Annotated in this window: 21 protein-coding genes; 7 read left to right on the top strand and 14 right to left on the bottom strand. The window is 57.0% G+C overall.

What is annotated here, in order from left to right:
- The first annotated feature begins 17 nt into the window (after positions 1 to 17).
- Positions 18 to 764 (top strand): bifunctional 2-polyprenyl-6-hydroxyphenol methylase/3-demethylubiquinol 3-O-methyltransferase UbiG, encoded by a 747-nt coding sequence (gene ubiG, locus ACR0MP_RS06850; RefSeq protein ID WP_170408667.1) that lies wholly within the window; start codon positions 18 to 20, stop codon positions 762 to 764.
- 30 nt (positions 765 to 794) lie between these two features.
- Here the strand turns inward: ubiG and ACR0MP_RS06845 are convergent, their stop codons facing one another.
- The 5 genes from ACR0MP_RS06845 to ACR0MP_RS06825 are packed head-to-tail and all read right to left on the bottom strand — an operon-like array spanning position 795 to position 3,865.
- Positions 795 to 1,484: a hypothetical protein gene (locus ACR0MP_RS06845; protein WP_170408668.1), complete on the bottom strand. Its 690-nt coding sequence runs from the start codon at positions 1,482 to 1,484 to the stop codon at positions 795 to 797.
- 36 nt (positions 1,485 to 1,520) lie between these two features.
- Positions 1,521 to 1,961: a MarR family winged helix-turn-helix transcriptional regulator gene (locus ACR0MP_RS06840; RefSeq protein ID WP_170395340.1), complete on the bottom strand. Its 441-nt coding sequence runs from the start codon at positions 1,959 to 1,961 to the stop codon at positions 1,521 to 1,523.
- A gap of 14 nt (positions 1,962 to 1,975) precedes the next feature.
- Positions 1,976 to 2,806: a carbon-nitrogen hydrolase family protein gene (locus ACR0MP_RS06835; RefSeq protein ID WP_170408669.1), complete on the bottom strand. Its 831-nt coding sequence runs from the start codon at positions 2,804 to 2,806 to the stop codon at positions 1,976 to 1,978.
- A complete protein-coding gene (grxC, locus tag ACR0MP_RS06830; protein WP_170395334.1) occupies positions 2,806 to 3,063 on the bottom strand; it encodes a glutaredoxin 3 in 258 nt (85 codons plus the stop codon). Before grxC ends, ACR0MP_RS06835 begins: the two co-directional genes overlap by 1 nt.
- 37 nt (positions 3,064 to 3,100) lie before the next feature.
- Positions 3,101 to 3,865, bottom strand: coding sequence for a double zinc ribbon domain-containing protein (locus ACR0MP_RS06825; RefSeq protein WP_480762246.1), 765 nt, complete (start codon positions 3,863 to 3,865; stop codon positions 3,101 to 3,103).
- Between ACR0MP_RS06825 and ACR0MP_RS06820 the strand changes: the two genes are divergently transcribed.
- Together ACR0MP_RS06820 and hemH are read left to right on the top strand one after the other, a co-directional pair.
- Positions 3,846 to 4,676 (top strand): methyltransferase domain-containing protein, encoded by an 831-nt coding sequence (locus ACR0MP_RS06820; protein ID WP_170408670.1) that lies wholly within the window; start codon positions 3,846 to 3,848, stop codon positions 4,674 to 4,676. The genes ACR0MP_RS06825 and ACR0MP_RS06820 overlap by 20 nt on opposite strands.
- 55 nt (positions 4,677 to 4,731) lie before the next feature.
- Entirely contained in the window at positions 4,732 to 5,781 is a 1,050-nt protein-coding gene (gene hemH, locus ACR0MP_RS06815) for a ferrochelatase (protein WP_480886202.1), read from the top strand.
- Positions 5,782 to 5,857: 76 nt separating this feature from the next.
- Here the strand turns inward: hemH and ACR0MP_RS06810 are convergent, their stop codons facing one another.
- Positions 5,858 to 6,040, bottom strand: coding sequence for a hypothetical protein (locus ACR0MP_RS06810; RefSeq protein WP_010442520.1), 183 nt, complete (start codon positions 6,038 to 6,040; stop codon positions 5,858 to 5,860).
- Positions 6,041 to 6,179: 139 nt separating this feature from the next.
- Complete coding sequence (locus ACR0MP_RS06805; protein WP_170395325.1) at positions 6,180 to 6,779, bottom strand: L,D-transpeptidase; 600 nt, start codon at positions 6,777 to 6,779, stop codon at positions 6,180 to 6,182.
- Positions 6,780 to 6,948: 169 nt separating this feature from the next.
- On the opposite strand from ACR0MP_RS06805, the gene dalA reads away from it, so the two are divergent.
- Complete coding sequence (dalA, locus tag ACR0MP_RS06800) at positions 6,949 to 7,464, top strand: divisome-associated lipoprotein DalA (protein WP_480886200.1); 516 nt, start codon at positions 6,949 to 6,951, stop codon at positions 7,462 to 7,464.
- A 70-nt stretch (positions 7,465 to 7,534) separates the two neighbouring features.
- Here dalA and ACR0MP_RS06795 read toward each other — a convergent pair whose 3' ends face one another.
- The 7 genes from ACR0MP_RS06795 to ACR0MP_RS06765 all read right to left on the bottom strand — a co-directional run bounded on the left by ACR0MP_RS06795 (position 7,535) and on the right by ACR0MP_RS06765 (position 12,314).
- Complete coding sequence (locus ACR0MP_RS06795) at positions 7,535 to 7,999, bottom strand: PTS sugar transporter subunit IIA (protein WP_170395318.1); 465 nt, start codon at positions 7,997 to 7,999, stop codon at positions 7,535 to 7,537.
- Positions 8,000 to 8,058: 59 nt separating this feature from the next.
- Positions 8,059 to 8,622: a ribosome hibernation-promoting factor, HPF/YfiA family gene (gene hpf, locus ACR0MP_RS06790; protein ID WP_039541074.1), complete on the bottom strand. Its 564-nt coding sequence runs from the start codon at positions 8,620 to 8,622 to the stop codon at positions 8,059 to 8,061.
- 252 nt (positions 8,623 to 8,874) lie between these two features.
- Positions 8,875 to 9,633: an LPS export ABC transporter ATP-binding protein gene (lptB, locus tag ACR0MP_RS06785; protein ID WP_170395315.1), complete on the bottom strand. Its 759-nt coding sequence runs from the start codon at positions 9,631 to 9,633 to the stop codon at positions 8,875 to 8,877.
- Positions 9,633 to 10,124: an LptA/OstA family protein gene (locus ACR0MP_RS06780; protein ID WP_255611996.1), complete on the bottom strand. Its 492-nt coding sequence runs from the start codon at positions 10,122 to 10,124 to the stop codon at positions 9,633 to 9,635. Before ACR0MP_RS06780 ends, lptB begins: the two co-directional genes overlap by 1 nt.
- Positions 10,125 to 10,127: 3 nt before the next feature.
- A complete protein-coding gene (locus ACR0MP_RS06775) occupies positions 10,128 to 10,736 on the bottom strand; it encodes an LPS export ABC transporter periplasmic protein LptC (protein WP_170408672.1) in 609 nt (202 codons plus the stop codon).
- A gap of 4 nt (positions 10,737 to 10,740) precedes the next feature.
- The gene (locus ACR0MP_RS06770) at positions 10,741 to 11,703 is read right to left on the bottom strand and encodes a KpsF/GutQ family sugar-phosphate isomerase (RefSeq protein ID WP_170395309.1); all 963 of its coding nucleotides are present in this window, start codon (positions 11,701 to 11,703) and stop codon (positions 10,741 to 10,743) included.
- Positions 11,700 to 12,314, bottom strand: coding sequence for a ribonuclease D (locus tag ACR0MP_RS06765; protein WP_170408673.1), 615 nt, complete (start codon positions 12,312 to 12,314; stop codon positions 11,700 to 11,702). The genes ACR0MP_RS06770 and ACR0MP_RS06765 overlap by 4 nt, the downstream gene beginning before the upstream one ends.
- A 144-nt stretch (positions 12,315 to 12,458) precedes the next feature.
- Between ACR0MP_RS06765 and ACR0MP_RS06760 the strand changes: the two genes are divergently transcribed.
- The 3 genes from ACR0MP_RS06760 to ACR0MP_RS06750 all read left to right on the top strand — a co-directional run bounded on the left by ACR0MP_RS06760 (position 12,459) and on the right by ACR0MP_RS06750 (position 15,013).
- Entirely contained in the window at positions 12,459 to 13,778 is a 1,320-nt protein-coding gene (locus ACR0MP_RS06760; protein ID WP_170408674.1) for an MFS transporter, read from the top strand.
- A gap of 56 nt (positions 13,779 to 13,834) precedes the next feature.
- Positions 13,835 to 14,263 (top strand): Lrp/AsnC family transcriptional regulator, encoded by a 429-nt coding sequence (locus ACR0MP_RS06755; protein ID WP_480763276.1) that lies wholly within the window; start codon positions 13,835 to 13,837, stop codon positions 14,261 to 14,263.
- A 72-nt stretch (positions 14,264 to 14,335) separates the two neighbouring features.
- Positions 14,336 to 15,013, top strand: coding sequence for a transglycosylase SLT domain-containing protein (locus ACR0MP_RS06750; protein ID WP_170408676.1), 678 nt, complete (start codon positions 14,336 to 14,338; stop codon positions 15,011 to 15,013).
- The last annotated feature ends 6 nt before the right edge of the window (positions 15,014 to 15,019 follow it).

Here is a 15,019-nt window from a genome sequence, read left to right as displayed (position 1 = left end):
AGCACACGGAGACAGGAATGCAAGCGCATCCGAACACGGTTGACCCGTCCGAGATCGCAAAATTCGAGGCGATGGCTGCGGAATGGTGGGACCCGCATGGGAAATTCAAACCTCTGCACATGCTGAATCCGTGTCGCCTGGATTATATCACACAGCAGATCGCAGGCGAGTTCGACCGTGATCTGAAAGCTCCGCGTCCCTTCGAAGGCTTGCGCCTGCTGGATATCGGCTGCGGCGGCGGGTTATTGAGCGAACCGATGGCGCGTTTGGGCGCCACGGTCGTGGGCGCCGACGCCGCCGAAGGCAACCTGCCGGTCGCTCGCATCCATGCCGAGCAATCGGGGCTGCAGATCGACTACCGCCACACTACCGCCGAAGACATGGCCGCCGCAGGCGAACAGTTCGATGTGGTGCTGAATATGGAAGTGGTCGAACACGTCGCTGATCCGTTGGGTTTCCTGACCGCATCGCAGCAATTGCTGAAACCGGGCGGGTTACTGATCTGCTCAACCATCAATCGCAACCCGAAATCCTACGCGATGGCCATCATCGGGGCCGAGGTCGTCATGCGTTGGCTGCCGCGCGGCACGCACGAGTGGAACAAGTTCATCACCCCGGATGAGCTGTTCGACCTGCTGCGCCAGGCCGGGCTGGAACCGGTGGACCGCAAGGGGTTCGTCTTCAACCCGATCCTGTGGAGCTGGTCGATCTCGGACCGGGATTTGAGTGTGAACTATGTGACGGCGAGTGTGAAGCCGAGGTAGGATGGGCGATTGCACCCATCTTACAATTGCCTATTTGACGGCCAAACGGTGAAAACTGAATGCTGGAGCAAACCCAGCTTCGTCTAACGCTTGTTTAAGAAGCCCATTTAGAAAAACACGATGTGGTACGCCCTGGTCGCGCCAAATGTCGATCCCGGACGCCGCATCCGCATTGCAGAAAACATCCCCGGGCTTGGCATCCTTCCATTCAGGAAGTCGGAAAAGGTCATCCCGATCGGGTCGGCGACGCAGAAGGCCTTTTGACTCAGCAATGTTCAGCGTGCCTGATTTGTTTGCGATCCACAGGATCGAGTAGTTCTGCTCAATCGGTGTGATCTTGTCTTTTTCGAATAGGTTGACGGGATAAAGCCCCCCTTGCCCCAAGTCGAAGTTCTTGAGGACATCGGCAACATCTGATCGAACCGCGAGAATTCCAAACAACGTGATTACAGCAGAATACTTGCCGTAGTGAGGCTCAAAATCATGATCTTCAGGTGCAACCTCTTGAAAGAAATCCGGCAAGATATCCTGCTGCTCCAGCGGCTCCCCGTGGCGCTGCCAACGATACAGATTCGCATGATAACCTGATCCGGGTTGCCACCTGAAGGCCTTGAAGCGTTCACTTGGTTCTTCAGGAAAATCATCGGGGACAAGCGCCCGGAATGGCCTCTGCAGGTCCATCCCGACGGTAATGTCTGAAACCCAAATTTCATCCGTCATCTTTTAAGATCCTTTGGCGCAGTTGGCGTAAAGCCCCTACTCCCCCTCCAACTGCAACCGCAAATCCCGTAGCACGGGCAGCGTGCTGCGCACCCGCTCCAGCCCCAGCTCTCCGACCACGCGGTTGATCAGCGGGGCAATCGAGGAAATCGCCTGATCGCGTGCGCGTCGGCCTGCGGGGCTGATGGCGACCATCTTGCGGCGGGCGTCGTCCCAGTCGGGGCGGATGTGGATATAACCGGCCCATTCCAGCTTGGCCAAAGTGTTGGTCATCGCCCCGCGCGTCACATGGAACGTGTTGGCAAGTTGCGCCGGGGTGCGCTCGTCGCCGACAAACACCAGATGGTTCAGCACCGAGAAATGCGAGATTTCCATGCCCTTGGGCAGCACCCGGCTCAGCCGGTTGCGCAATAGCTGATCGGCGGTCAGGATCTCGCTGAACAGCGTGACCGCAAGGGCATTTTTTTCGTCAGTCATGGTCCGGTTCTGGATCAGGGTGCGTCAAAGGGGCGGACATGTGTTAGTGAAGGCACGCGTCGTCGCGCCTCTGTAACAGACCTATCATCCAAATCAAAAAAGTGAATGCCCGGATCGGTGCCTGCGTCGATCAGCACCTCTCCCCACGGGGCGACAATCATACTGTGGCCGTGTGTATATCGCGTCTTGCCGCGAGTTTTAGGGTGCTCACCCGTTTGTGCCGGAGCCAGCACCCAGCAGCCGGTCTCAATGGCCCGCGCGCGCAGCAGTGCTTCCCAATGGGCAGCACCGGTGACCGGCGAAAACGCCGCCGGGACGGTGAGAATCCGCGCGCCCGCCTGCGCCAAAGCGGCATACAGGTAGGGAAATCGAATATCATAGCAGATGGTCAGGCCGACTTTACCGAAATCGGTGTCGGCAATCACCGCTTTCTGACCGGGGCGATAGTTCTTCGATTCGCGGAAGGTCTCGGATTCCGTGACTTGCACGTCGAACATGTGAATCTTGTCGTACCGCGCCACGATCTGCCCCTGCGGGTTGACCATGAAGCTACGGTTGGCAAAGCGCCCGTCCGAGTCATGCGTTTTGATCGCAAGTGACCCGATCAGCAGCCAGACACCCAATTTGGCGGCCTGTTCGCACAGACCCGCCAAAGTAATGTCATCTTCTTCGTGCTGCAGAACCTCGTGCTGGCGTGTGGTGCTGGTGGAGACGCAATTCGTGACCTCGGGCGTCAGAATGAACTGCGCACCCTGCGCTGCCGCGTGGGCCATCATGGCACGCACCATCTCGAGATTCTCAGCCGGATCATCCGACGCAGTGATCTGCAGCAAAGCGGTTTTCATCAAGCCGCCAGCAGGCGGTCCAGCTTGCCCTGACGTTCAAGCTCGTAAAGATCGTCGCACCCACCAACATGGGTGGTGCCCACAAAAATCTGCGGCACAGTGCGTTTTCCTGCCGCGCGCTGGATCATTTCAGGTTTGCGTTTCGGATGCATCAGCACGTCGATTTCCTTGAATTCGACGCCTTTCTGTTTCAACAACCGCTTGGCCGCATGACAAAAGCCGCACAGCGGCGAGGTGTAGATTTCTACCGGCTTCATATTCCGTCCCTTTGGGTCTCGCACATTCTTGGGCGAATTAGGCATCCTTGGCAACGCGCGCCAGTACCAACACGAAAATATGATTTGCCCCTGACGCGCGACAGACACGCGCGCAGGCGTCCAACGTCGCACCCGAGGTCATAACATCATCGACCAGAAGAATATCCCGGCCTCTGATCATGGGTGCACGTTTTCGATGCAGAGATATGGCGTTGGACAGCGCAAGGGATCGCTCAACCGCAGTTTTTCCATCCAGAACAGGGGTGCGTACCGTGCGTACCAGAAGATCGGGGCAGACGCTCAACTCCGCTTCCCGGCCCAGATGCCCCGCCAGCAGCACCGATTGATTGTAGCGACGCTTGATCAGCCGGGTCCAGTGCAGCGGAACCGGCGCGATCAGCATGTTCGGGTGCAACAGCTCTTGCCCGGCTTGAGCCATCCAGCGTGCGGCAGGGCGGGCCAACTCAGGCCGATCCCCGTGCTTAAAGGCAAGTATGAGTGCCTTCGCGCGCCCCTGATACAGCAACGCTGCCCGACCATGCTGCCACGCGCGTGGTGCCCTGAGGCAGTCATCACATTCAATCCGGTGTCCGTCCCGCGCGCCGGGAAGTGGCATGCCGCAGCTTTCGCAGACGGTGCCACCGATGAACGGCGTGTCGCGCCAGCATGCGCCGCAGAGGCCGAAATCGGATTCGGTCAGTGCTCCGCAGGACAGGCAACGCGGTGGGTAGATCATCTCGACAGCGGTTTGAATCCCCTGACGAATGCGATACTTGCGGCTTATGAAGCTTCCGTCCGACACTACACCCTCTCTGTTTGACCGCGCCGTCCTTGCGCTTCACCGCAGCCGCGCGCGGGACGACGCGCTTTTCCTGCACCATGTCGCTGTCGACGAAGTGCAGGATCGTCTGTCCATGGTTAACAAAACCTTTAAGGCCCCCGCCGTCGTGACCCCCTTCCCTCATATCTGGGAGGGGTTGTGGCCCGAGGCCCGGGTGATCAGGGATGAAGATGTTCTCGACCTAACTCCAGGAGCGCATGATCTCTTGATACATGCGATGGCACTGCATTGGGCAAACGACCCGGTCGGCCAACTGATCCAATGCCATCGCGCCCTAAAATCCGACGGATTGCTGTTAGCGGTATGTTTAGGGGGCGACACCCTTAAGGAATTACGCGCGGCTTTGGGTCAAGCCGAGATCGAGGTGACTGGCGGTCTCAGCCCCCGTATTGCTCCTATGGCCGAGCTTCGTGATCTGGGGGGGCTGCTGCAGCGGGCCGGGCTGGCTTTACCCGTCGCCGACAAGGCGACACTGTCTGCGGAATACCGCGATCTGCTGCATCTGATGCGTGATCTGCGTGCAATGGGAGAAACCAACGCATTGGCCGATCGCCTGAAACACGCGACCCGACGTGCTGTTTTTGACAAAGCGCAAGACATCTATGCCGGACATTACAAATCGCCACAGGGCCGCCTGACGGCAACATTTGAATTGATCTGTCTGACGGGCTGGACCCCCGATGACAGCCAACCCAAACCTTTGCGTCCGGGATCCGCCAAGATGCGGCTGGCTGATGCGCTAGGTACGGATGAGGGCAAACTGCCCGATTGACGACCGGCCTTTTCCCTATATCTCAGGCCAGACACCACAAATCAGGAAGCTTTCAATGTTTGATGCCACTCGTCCAACCCATGCCCCTGCAGACCATCCCATGGTCAAGATGGGTCGCGTCGGCATCCTGCTGGCTAATCTGGGAACTCCAGATGACTACAGTTATTGGCCTATGCGGCGGTATCTGAACGAGTTCCTGTCGGACAAGCGCGTGATCGACTACCCGGCGTGGAAGTGGCAGCCGATTCTGCAAAGCATCATTCTGACCAAGCGGCCTTTCAGTTCGGGTGAGGCGTACAAGTCAATCTGGAATCACGATAAGGGCGAAAGCCCGTTGATGACGATCACCAAAGATCAGACTGCCAAGCTGCGCGCAGCGATGCAGCAGCGGTATGGCGATCGGGTGATGCTGGATTTTTGCATGCGTTACGGCAATCCTTCAACTCCGTCGAAGGTCCGAGAGATGGTAGAAGAAGGCTGTGATCGCATCCTGTTCTTCCCGCTCTACCCGCAATACGCCGGTGCCACGACTGCTACAGCAAATGATCAGTTCTTCCGCGCGTTGATGAAAGAGACATGGCAGCCTGCCAGCCGAACTGTTCCGGCCTATTTCGACGAACCTGCCTATATCGATGCGTTGGCGAGCTCTGTCGAGCGCGCCTATGCAGATATGGAGACAAAACCGGATGTCCTGGTCTGCTCGTATCACGGGATGCCCCAGCGCTATTTGCAGCAAGGGGACCCCTACCACTGCCAATGCGTGAAAACATCAAGGCTACTGAAAGAGCGTCTGGGATGGACGGATGATCAGCTGATCTCGACCTTTCAATCGCGCTTTGGACCGGAAGAATGGCTGAAGCCCTACACCGTCGATCACGTGGCTGATCTGGCGCGTCAGGGTCAGAAGAACATCGCCGTCATCGCACCTGCCTTCTCTGCCGATTGCATTGAGACGCTGGAAGAGATCAACGAAGAGATCAAAGAGAGCTTCGAAGAGGCAGGCGGTGAATCGTTCACCTATATCCCTTGCCTTAACGACGATGATTCGCATATCGCCGCGCTGAGCAAGGTGATCGAAGACAATCTGCGTGGTTGGTTAGACTAATCGCGCGCTTTCGCCAGACACGAAAAAAGGCGGTGGTTTGCACCACCGCCTTTTAAGTGCATAAAGTCTCGTCGACTTAGCTTGCTGCAACAGCTGCGGCAACAACAACCAGCAGGATCAGCGGCAGGATGATGCCCTGCGACGAACCTTGGGTCTCTTCGACAACAACAGGTGCTTCAACAACCGGCTCTTCCAGGTTGCCAGCATATGCGGTCGAAGCAGCAGCAGTCAGAGCAGCAGCGAGAACGAGTTTCTTCATATTAACCTCCAGAATTTGCGCGATTCCCAATAGCGAAACCACGCATCTAAGACTTACCTCGTGAGTTTTTCTAATCAGCAATGCAGGCGGATTGCAATTGCAACTTGTCCCGCAAGCGGGTTCGTGCGCGAAAATGTCGTCAAATTAGCAACACTTGCGTGCCGACCTTGGCCATAGAAAACAGTTCGGCGATGTCATCGTTGAACAAGCCAATGCACCCGTTCGACGACCGGCGTCCAATTTTACGCGTATCGTGGGTGCCATGGATGCGATAATACTTCCAGCTCAGATATAAAGCGTGTGTTCCCAGCGGGTTATCAGGACCCGGCGGAATATAATCCGGCCATTCAGGGTTGCGCTTCTTCATCGATGGCGTCGGTGACCAGCTTGGGCCTTCCACCTTGCGAATGACACTGGTGCGTCCGCGACGGGTCAATTCCTCGGTCAGAGGCACCGAAGAGGGGTACAGTTTGTATACGGATTGATCATCTGACCAATAATGCAGCGCTCTGGATACGGTATCCACCAGAATGGCACCGTTTCTTGTGTTCGAAAAATAGGGCTGCCAGTCCAGCGCACGGAATCCCGACACATTGCGGCGTACCGGAGCTTCGGGTTCCGGGGCGGGGCGTAGCGGATCGCCCGGAATATACTGAGCCAACGCAGGCGAGGCCAAGCTAGCGGTTGCACCGGCCAGGAATCCCCGGCGCGTCGATGTAAGAATATGTTTCTTGACCATGGAGATCGGTCCTCTGCTAACAGCAAATGCAAAATCTAAGGCATTTTATGGCCAGAATGCTTCAGTCGCAAATCAAACCGGCAGAATCACGCAAGGTTGGGGCATTGTAGGTTTGCTCCGGGCGGTCAAGCAGGCTATTTCCCTTCTCGACACAATATTTAGGCCGATCATGACACGTATTCTTTCTCTACTAGCGATTTGTTTTGTCGCACTTGCGGCATGTACCGATTCGGGCACATCCGCTATTGGCGCCGATGGCAGGCCGCTGCCATCTGTGTACAAAATTCGTGGCAACCCTGAAAAGCTGCAGTTCAGAATGCTGGATTCGGTGAATGCCTTGCGGCAAGCATCTGGCCTGCAACAGGTCCAATTGAACTCGCAACTGAATGCAGCTGCCGCCACTCATGCGAAAGACATGGCGCGACAGAATCGGCCATGGCATTTCGGTTCGGACGGTTCGTCTCCGTTGGATCGCGCGGCGCGCGCCGGTTACTTCGGTACATTCCTGGGTGAAGCGATCTCGGAAACCTTTGAGACCGAGACCGAAACGCTGGCCGCATGGATGCAGGAACCCGGTCCTCGTGCTGTGATCATGGACCTGCGCGCCACCCAGATGGGATTCGCCTGGCACCAAGAAGGCGGTGGCAAGATCTGGTGGACGCTGGAAATGGGATCCGGCGGCTGATCACGCCAGCTAAAGAAACAAAATAAGCCCCCGACAAATCGGGGGCTTTTTTTGTTGATAAGTGGGCCAATCAGGCAGCTTGCATCGATTGCGCTTCAGTCAGAATGGCATACAGCTTTACCGGGTCAGGGTTGGCCCGCAGCTTGGCGCAGACCGATTGCTCGCGCAGCGTGCGCGAGACCAACGCCAGCGCCTTAAGGTGTTCAACCCCCGCCTCTTCTGGCGCAAACAGGGAAAACGCCAAATCGACCGGCTGACGGTCGACCGAACCGAAGTCGATGGGCTTTTCCAGCATGACAAACACACCCGAAACTGATTCTAGTTCGGAAAGCCGTGCGTGCGGAAGTGCAACACCATGTCCAACACCAGTTGGGCCAAGGCTCTCCCTCTCAAGCAGGCTGTCTACGATCGTCTGAGCATCCAGCCCAAGCGTCGCGGCGCCCACATCGCCAATTTCCTGAAACAAACGCTTCTTGCTGGAAGCAGCGGACAGTACACGCACCGCTTCTGGCTTTAGAATGCTCGAAAGCTCCATCATTTTGCTCCTAAGCCGTGCCCCCGGCTATTCGGGGGCAGGCCGATTTGTCTTGCCTGTTACGGATCGATCCAACCGATATTGCCGTCCTCGCGGCGATAAACGACATTCAATCCGTCCTTGTTCTCATTTCGGAACACCAGTACCGGAGCACCAGCGAGTTCCATCTGCATGACGGCTTCACCAACACTGAGCGATGGGATCTTGGTTTCCATCTCAGCCACGATCATAGGCTGCAGCGATTCGGGTTCGTCTGCCGTCTCCGATTCGTCAGAGGCGAGGATATAAGAGGACGCGCCAAAGAGTTCAACCGGCTCGGACCGATCCTTATGGTGGTCTTTCAGGCGGCGCTTATAGCGTCGCAGTTGTGTCTCCATCTTGTCGCAGCAGCCTTCGAATGCCGCGTAAATCTCGGTCGCGTGCGCCTTGGCCTGTGCGGTCAGGCCGGTCGACAGATGCACGGTGGTTTCGCATACATATTCATGCGCCGAACGGGAAAAGACGACATTGGCGTCTGTAGGCCGCTGGGCATATTTGCCCACGACCTCGCCCAGTTCGGTCTGCACATGGGTCTGCAGGGCCGCACCGATGTCGATCTGTTTTCCGCTGATTTGGTAACGCATGTGATCTCCTTCACAATTCACACCCATTCTGACGCCGCGTAACGCGACTGACTTGTTTTTATCGGGTGGGGGGTATCGGCATGTTCTGCGGTTGCCGTTGGCCCGGCCCTTCAACGAAGGGAGATCGAGATCCAGTTTGGAACCGAAGAAATGCCATATGCCAATTGAGCCAAGAGGTGAGGGAAGAGTCAATCAAAACAGGTGTGTATATACGTGATTTCCGTCATGCGTCAGGCGCATCTCCGCACAACCTTATGAAATACGGAAGTTTTCACCCAGATAGACCCGGCGAACATTTTCGTTTTCGACAACTTCGTCGGGCGTGCCTGACATCAAAACCTGGCCGTCATGCAAGATATAAGCCCGATCCACAATCTCCAGCGTTTCCCGGACGTTATGATCCGTGATCAGCACTCCGATGCCACGCTTTTTCAGATCGGCCACCAGATGCCGGATATCACCGACACTGATCGGATCGACACCCGCAAATGGTTCGTCCAACAGCAGATATTTCGGATCGGCGGCCAGACAGCGCGCAATTTCGACCCTTCGGCGTTCCCCGCCGGACAATGCCAATGCAGGCGCTCGGCGCAGGTGTTCGATGGAAAAGTCCGAAAGCAGCTCTTCCAGCCGCTCCTTGCGGCGATGGGCATGTTTAACCGTGATATCTAGAACCGAAGCGATGTTGTCTTCAACGCTCATCCCGCGGAAAATCGACATCTCCTGCGGCAGATATCCGATCCCCATCCGGGCACGACGATACATCGGCAGGGTCGTGACGCTCTGCCCATCAATCGTGACCGTGCCTGCTTCGGGGAAAACCAGACCCGCGACAGAATAAAAAGTGGTGGTCTTGCCCGATCCGTTCGGGCCTAGCAACGCCACGACCTCGGAGCGGTTCAATTCCATGGACACATCGCGAATGACGGTCTTCTTGCGATAAGACTTTCGTAGCTTTTCGATCTTCAGACCGGAAGAACCTTCAGCGATGGAGAGTTCGGGCCGGTTCATCAGTTGCCACCTTGTTGCAGAATGGTTTTGACACGCCCTGACATCGTCGCAGTTCCCGTCGTCAGATTTGCAATCATCTCGTCGCCGCTGATGATACTTGGGCCCTGCGTCAGCAACACGTTGCCCTTCATCTCAATCACGCCGGAGTCGATGGTGTATTCTGCCCAATCGCCCTCGGCTGCGTCGGGCGGACTGACCAGAACCACGTTTTCGGTGGCCTCCATCCGTTCGATGGCCGAGCGTTCTTCGTTATAGATGACAAGAACCCGGTCTGCCGTCAGGCGCATCTCACCCTGGATGACAATGACGTTGCCGATAAACTCGGCCGATCCATCTTCCTGATTCACGTTCAATGTCTCGGACGTCACCTCGACTGGCAGCGTCGGGTCGGCATTGACAGAGCCGAACGCCACCTGAGCCTCTTGTGCAGAAACAGGTGTGGCTCCGACAGCCACGGCTAGACACAAAAAGGCGACACGTAAATCGAACACAAGTTATCTTTCTGCTTTTTGCGGCTCATATATCAACTTCACGCCGCCTGTAAAAAGAATATGAACCGGACCGTCCTTTTTTTCGGTCCCAAACACCATTCTTCCGGCAGTAAAGTCGCCAATCGGACCGGTTCCGTCAATCTGTCCAGGGCTATCACCACGTATTTCATCCAGCGACGTATTCAACAGGTCGGTGGTGACCTGGATGCCGTCTCTGGTGGTGATGACCACATCCCCTGCAAACGTTGCAGTACCCTTGTCTGGCCTGATGATGCCTGTGTTGGATTCGAGTGTGATCTCGCCCCCGTTGCTTAGTCCGAAGCGGCCCTGCACTTCGGCTGCCGTCGGTGTGTCGCCATCGCCACCCTGACTGGCCCTTCGGGCTTCGACGCGGATTTCCTCGCCCTTGCGGGTGACACCTTTATAGTCGGGCCGCGTAACAACCTGGTCTGTCAGCCGGTCGTCAATATCCTGATCACTGAACGGCACCGAGACATTGGTGTCGACGCTGCGAGAAAGAAGAAAGACAGAAGACAGCAACAAAATCGCCACAAGCGGTAGCAGTACCTTCAGGAACTGCACCCATCGGGAATGGCGATCAACTTCAGCCATCTTCCTAACCCAATCCTACACGCAGACAGTCATGTATGTGCAGCAGACCCAAGGCTGGGCCATTTGTGTCAGGATCAACCACAAAGAGTGACGTGATCTTGCGATCGTTCATGATTGCAACCGCCTCCTCCGCCATAGCACTTGGCGCAATGGTCATTGGATTTTCGGTCATCACCTCTTCGGTGTTTTTGCTCAATAGCCCGTCCATGTTCCTGCGCAGGTCGCCATCGGTCACAATACCCAGCAAACGACCTGCCTGATCAGTGACTCCCACAACACCAAAGCTCTTCTGACTCATGACCAGCAGCGCCTCGCTCATCGGGGTGCCAGCGGTCACCAAGGGCAAATCTTCATGCATCAGATCACGTACAGTTGACAGTTGCGCCCCCAACTTTCCACCGGGGTGGTAAGCGCGGAAATCTTCGGGTTTGAAATCCCGGTACTTCATCAGCGCAATCGCCAGCGCGTCGCCCATCGCAAGGGTCAGCGTCGTCGAAATTGAAGGCACCATCCCAAAGCCGCAGGCCTCTCCCAGTGACGGGATAAGCAGATGCACATCCGCCTGTTTCATCAAGGTGCTTTCCGGCTTGCTCGACAACCCGATCAGCGGAATTCCAAAGCGACGCGTAAAGGCCAGTAAGTTCGCCAGTTCCGGCGCTTCACCTGAGTTCGAGATCGCAAGGACCACATCGCCTTTCGATACCATGCCCAAATCACCATGGCTGGCTTCGGCGGGATGGACAAAATAGGCGGGCGTACCAGTGCTGGCCAGAGTCGCCGCGATCTTGTGGCCAATATGGCCGGATTTGCCGATACCACTGATAATGATGCGGCCAGTGGCCTGCAGGATCAGTTGCACGGCTTCGGCGAAATGCTCGTCCAAGCTTTCGGCAAGGACCTCCAATGCGCGGGCTTCGTCGGTAACGACCTGCCGGGCGGTTCTGAGGAATGCTTCGGTGTCAGTCATGAGTGCGCAAAAATATCGGTTTCGGGCCAGCCTGCGAGGTCAAGCTTCGCACGCATTGGCAGGAAGTCAAAACACGCCTGCGCCATTTCGGTGCGGCCTTCGCGGGCCAGACGTCCGTCCAGTGCATCCCGCAGTTGGTGCAGGTACAAAACATCCGATGCCGCATAGTCCAACTGGGCATCGGTCAGCGTTTCAGCACCCCAATCGCTCATCTGTTGTTGTTTCGAGATATCGACGCCAATCAGTTCCTGACACAGGTTCTTAAGACCATGACGATCAGTATAGGTGCGCACCAAGCGGCTGGCGATCTTGGTGCAATAGACCGGGGCGGCCAAAGCGCCGAAGGTGTGATACATCGCAGCAATATCGAAGCGGCCAAAGTGGAACAGCTTCAAAACATTCGGATTTTCCAGCATCGCATAGAGGTTCGGCGCCTGCGTCTGCCCAATCTCGACCTGAACGATATGGCTGTTGCCGTCCCCTCCTGACATCTGGATCACGCACAGGCGATCTCGATGCGGGTTCAACCCCATGGTTTCACAGTCAATGGCCACGATGGGGCCCAAATCCAACCCGTCCGGCAGGTCATTTTTATACAGATGGTTCGCCACGGAATTGTCCTTTGTGCGCTTTCGGCCCCGAGATAGGCGGTTTGGCCCGCAAACTCAACGCCGTCCTTGGAAAAGCGTCCCCTTGACCTTGTGGCCAACACTTGAACTATGGATCGGCGACACCGCGATTGAGAAATTCCGACAATGCTCAGCATCCTGAGAAACCGCACCTACAGACATCTGCTGGCCGCGCAGATCGTGGCGCTGACCGGAACCGGGCTGGCGACGGTTGCCTTGGGGCTGTTAGCCTTTGATCTGGCCGGAGAGGCCGCCGGGATGGTCCTTGGCACCGCCCTGACGATCAAAATGATCGCCTATGTCACCGTTGCCCCGCTTGCTGCTGCCTTTGCCGAGCGGCTGGATCGTCGCCGGATGCTGGTTGCACTGGATCTGGTGCGCGCTGTGGTTGCGCTCTGCCTGCCTTTCGTGTCCGAAATCTGGCAGGTCTACGTGCTGATCTTTGTGCTGCAATCCGCCTCAGCCGGATTTACTCCCGCGTTTCAGGCCACCATCCCGGATGTGCTGACCAACGAACAGGACTATACCAAAGCCTTGTCCCTGTCGCGGCTGGCTTACGATCTGGAAAGCCTGCTGAGCCCGATGCTGGCCGCCACCTTGCTGCTGTTCGTCAGTTTCGACAGCCTGTTTCTGGGCACCTGTGTCGGTTTTGTCGCCTCGGCCCTGCTTGTGGTGTCTGCAACTTTGCCCTCACCCAAACCATCCCAGCCGCGTGGCATCTATGACCGCACAACGCGCGGCATTCGAATTTACCTTAAAACCCCGCGCCTGCGGGGCCTGCTGGCGCTGAGTTGGAGCGCGGCCGCGCTCAGTTCGATGGTCATCGTCAACACGGTCGTGATCGTGCGCGGCGATCTTGGTCTTTCTGAAAGCGCCGTTGCCATCGCGCTGGCCGGGTTCGGTGGCGGTTCGATGCTCGCGGCATTTGCACTGCCACGCCTTCTGGATCACATTCCAGAGCGTCGCGTCATGCTGGGTGGTGCATCATTGGCGACGGGCACCATGGCAGCAGCGGCGCTGCTATCTGCCACCCTACCGATGACGCTGGGCTTACTGACAACGACCTGGCTATTGGTCGGCTTTGGATACTCCAGCACGTTGACGCCCTCGGGCCGCCTGCTGACCCGATCCGCCCACCCCGAAGATCGACCCGCTGTGTTTGCCGCACAGTTCACTCTGTCTCATGCTTGCTGGCTGGTGCTTTATCCCCTGGCCGGGTGGCTGATGACCCGCTTTGGCGTAACTGTGGCCATGGCCGGAATGGCGACCGCAGCGATTCTGGGTCTGGTTCTTGTGCTCATTGCCTGGCCACGGCGCGAAGACAATGCGGTGGTTCACGGCCATCCTGACCTCCCACAGGATCACCCCCACCTGTCTGGGCCGAAACCTCATGCGCATCCGATCATCATTGATGAACTGCATCCCCGTTATCCGCACCAGCCTTGAGCCCGAACACCAAACTACCCTAAACCGAGGCGAAGTTGCCTGAACCCGGAGCCGCAATGGACCAGCTTGACCGACGCATCATCGCCGCCTTACAGCACAATGCGCGCGACTCGACGACCCGCATTGCAACAACACTTGGCGTCGCGCGGACAACGGTGCATGAACGCATCAATCGAATGGAAGAGCGGGGCGTCATCGCTGGTTACTCGGTCGTCCTGCGCGAAACCGTAGATACGCCACGCGTTCAGATCATCGTTCTGCTTGAAGTGCAGCAGAAAGAAACCACACGGATCATCAAGCGGCTTGAAGCTTATCCCGAGGTCAAACTGTGTTTATCAATCAATGGCGAATTTGACCTGCTGCTTTCCGCCGAAGCGCCACGGATCGAAGACCTCGACATTCTGGTCGACGAACTTGCGCGCATCCCCGGCGTATTGCGTACCAACACCAGTGTGGTTTTTGGCCGAAAGATTGATCGAAACTAAGGCGCGCTAACTCTCTGTAAACAGATGATTGGATAGCTTGGCCCGGACTGATTAGAATTCCGGACCGGCAGAATGCCAACTCAAAACCTACTAGTTTCCGCGCTCTTGGCACAGGCCCTTCTGGCGCAGGCCGGATACGCATCGCCAACATCGGCGCTGTGTGATCAAGCGGCCCGGCGGGCTGCGCAGGCCGAAGGCGTCCCGCTCGATGTTCTCAAGGCAATTGCCCGCGTAGAAACAGGCCGCACGCAGAACGGATTACTGGAACCCTGGCCATGGACCGTCAATCGTGAAGGACAGGGATATTGGTTTGCCTCCGAGGTTGAGGCAAAGTCTTACGTGTTCGACATCTTCAAATCCGGTGTACGCAGCTTTGACGTCGGTTGCTTTCAGATCAACTATCGCTGGCACGGGAAGGCTTTTCGCTCGATCGACGCGATGTTCGATCCGGATGAAAACGCAGTTTATGCGGCGCGGTTTCTGGCCCAGCTTTATGCGGAACTTGGATCATGGCCTGCCGCTGCCGGGGCCTACCACTCGCGCACGCAGCACCTTGCGGCCTCATATTCTGATCGTTTTCAGGCCGTCCTGGCGCAGCTGGATGGCTCGGGCACAGCCCACGAACGCGATCCATTCACAGCATCTGCCAGTCCGCTCATCCCGCTGAACGCTCATCCGGTCGGCCAGAACGCGCTGGGGTCACTGGTTCCCGAAACCTCTACAGCCACCGCCTTTATCGCTTTCAATTAGGAGCAG

It is taken from the genome of Ruegeria sp. K3, assembly GCF_056531845.1.
Note: the sequence above shows the minus strand (reverse complement) of the source record. Positions and strands in the feature narration are given on the sequence as shown.

Excerpts from the sequence above, each read along its gene's own strand:
- ubiG (WP_170408667.1), top strand. The coding sequence starts at position 18 with ATGCAAGCGCATCCGAACACGGTTGACCCGTCCGAGATCGCAAAATTC.
- ACR0MP_RS06845 (WP_170408668.1), bottom strand. The coding sequence starts at position 1,484 with ATGACGGATGAAATTTGGGTTTCAGACATTACCGTCGGGATGGACCTG.
- ACR0MP_RS06840 (WP_170395340.1), bottom strand. The coding sequence starts at position 1,961 with ATGACTGACGAAAAAAATGCCCTTGCGGTCACGCTGTTCAGCGAGATC.
- ACR0MP_RS06835 (WP_170408669.1), bottom strand. The coding sequence starts at position 2,806 with ATGAAAACCGCTTTGCTGCAGATCACTGCGTCGGATGATCCGGCTGAG.
- grxC (WP_170395334.1), bottom strand. The coding sequence starts at position 3,063 with ATGAAGCCGGTAGAAATCTACACCTCGCCGCTGTGCGGCTTTTGTCAT.
- ACR0MP_RS06820 (WP_170408670.1), top strand. The coding sequence starts at position 3,846 with ATGAAGCTTCCGTCCGACACTACACCCTCTCTGTTTGACCGCGCCGTC.
- hemH (WP_480886202.1), top strand. The coding sequence starts at position 4,732 with ATGTTTGATGCCACTCGTCCAACCCATGCCCCTGCAGACCATCCCATG.
- ACR0MP_RS06810 (WP_010442520.1), bottom strand. The coding sequence starts at position 6,040 with ATGAAGAAACTCGTTCTCGCTGCTGCTCTGACTGCTGCTGCTTCGACC.
- ACR0MP_RS06805 (WP_170395325.1), bottom strand. The coding sequence starts at position 6,779 with ATGGTCAAGAAACATATTCTTACATCGACGCGCCGGGGATTCCTGGCC.
- dalA (WP_480886200.1), top strand. The coding sequence starts at position 6,949 with ATGACACGTATTCTTTCTCTACTAGCGATTTGTTTTGTCGCACTTGCG.
- ACR0MP_RS06795 (WP_170395318.1), bottom strand. The coding sequence starts at position 7,999 with ATGGAGCTTTCGAGCATTCTAAAGCCAGAAGCGGTGCGTGTACTGTCC.
- hpf (WP_039541074.1), bottom strand. The coding sequence starts at position 8,622 with ATGCGTTACCAAATCAGCGGAAAACAGATCGACATCGGTGCGGCCCTG.
- lptB (WP_170395315.1), bottom strand. The coding sequence starts at position 9,633 with ATGAACCGGCCCGAACTCTCCATCGCTGAAGGTTCTTCCGGTCTGAAG.
- ACR0MP_RS06775 (WP_170408672.1), bottom strand. The coding sequence starts at position 10,736 with ATGGCTGAAGTTGATCGCCATTCCCGATGGGTGCAGTTCCTGAAGGTA.
- ACR0MP_RS06770 (WP_170395309.1), bottom strand. The coding sequence starts at position 11,703 with ATGACTGACACCGAAGCATTCCTCAGAACCGCCCGGCAGGTCGTTACC.
- ACR0MP_RS06760 (WP_170408674.1), top strand. The coding sequence starts at position 12,459 with ATGCTCAGCATCCTGAGAAACCGCACCTACAGACATCTGCTGGCCGCG.
- ACR0MP_RS06755 (WP_480763276.1), top strand. The coding sequence starts at position 13,835 with ATGGACCAGCTTGACCGACGCATCATCGCCGCCTTACAGCACAATGCG.
- ACR0MP_RS06750 (WP_170408676.1), top strand. The coding sequence starts at position 14,336 with ATGCCAACTCAAAACCTACTAGTTTCCGCGCTCTTGGCACAGGCCCTT.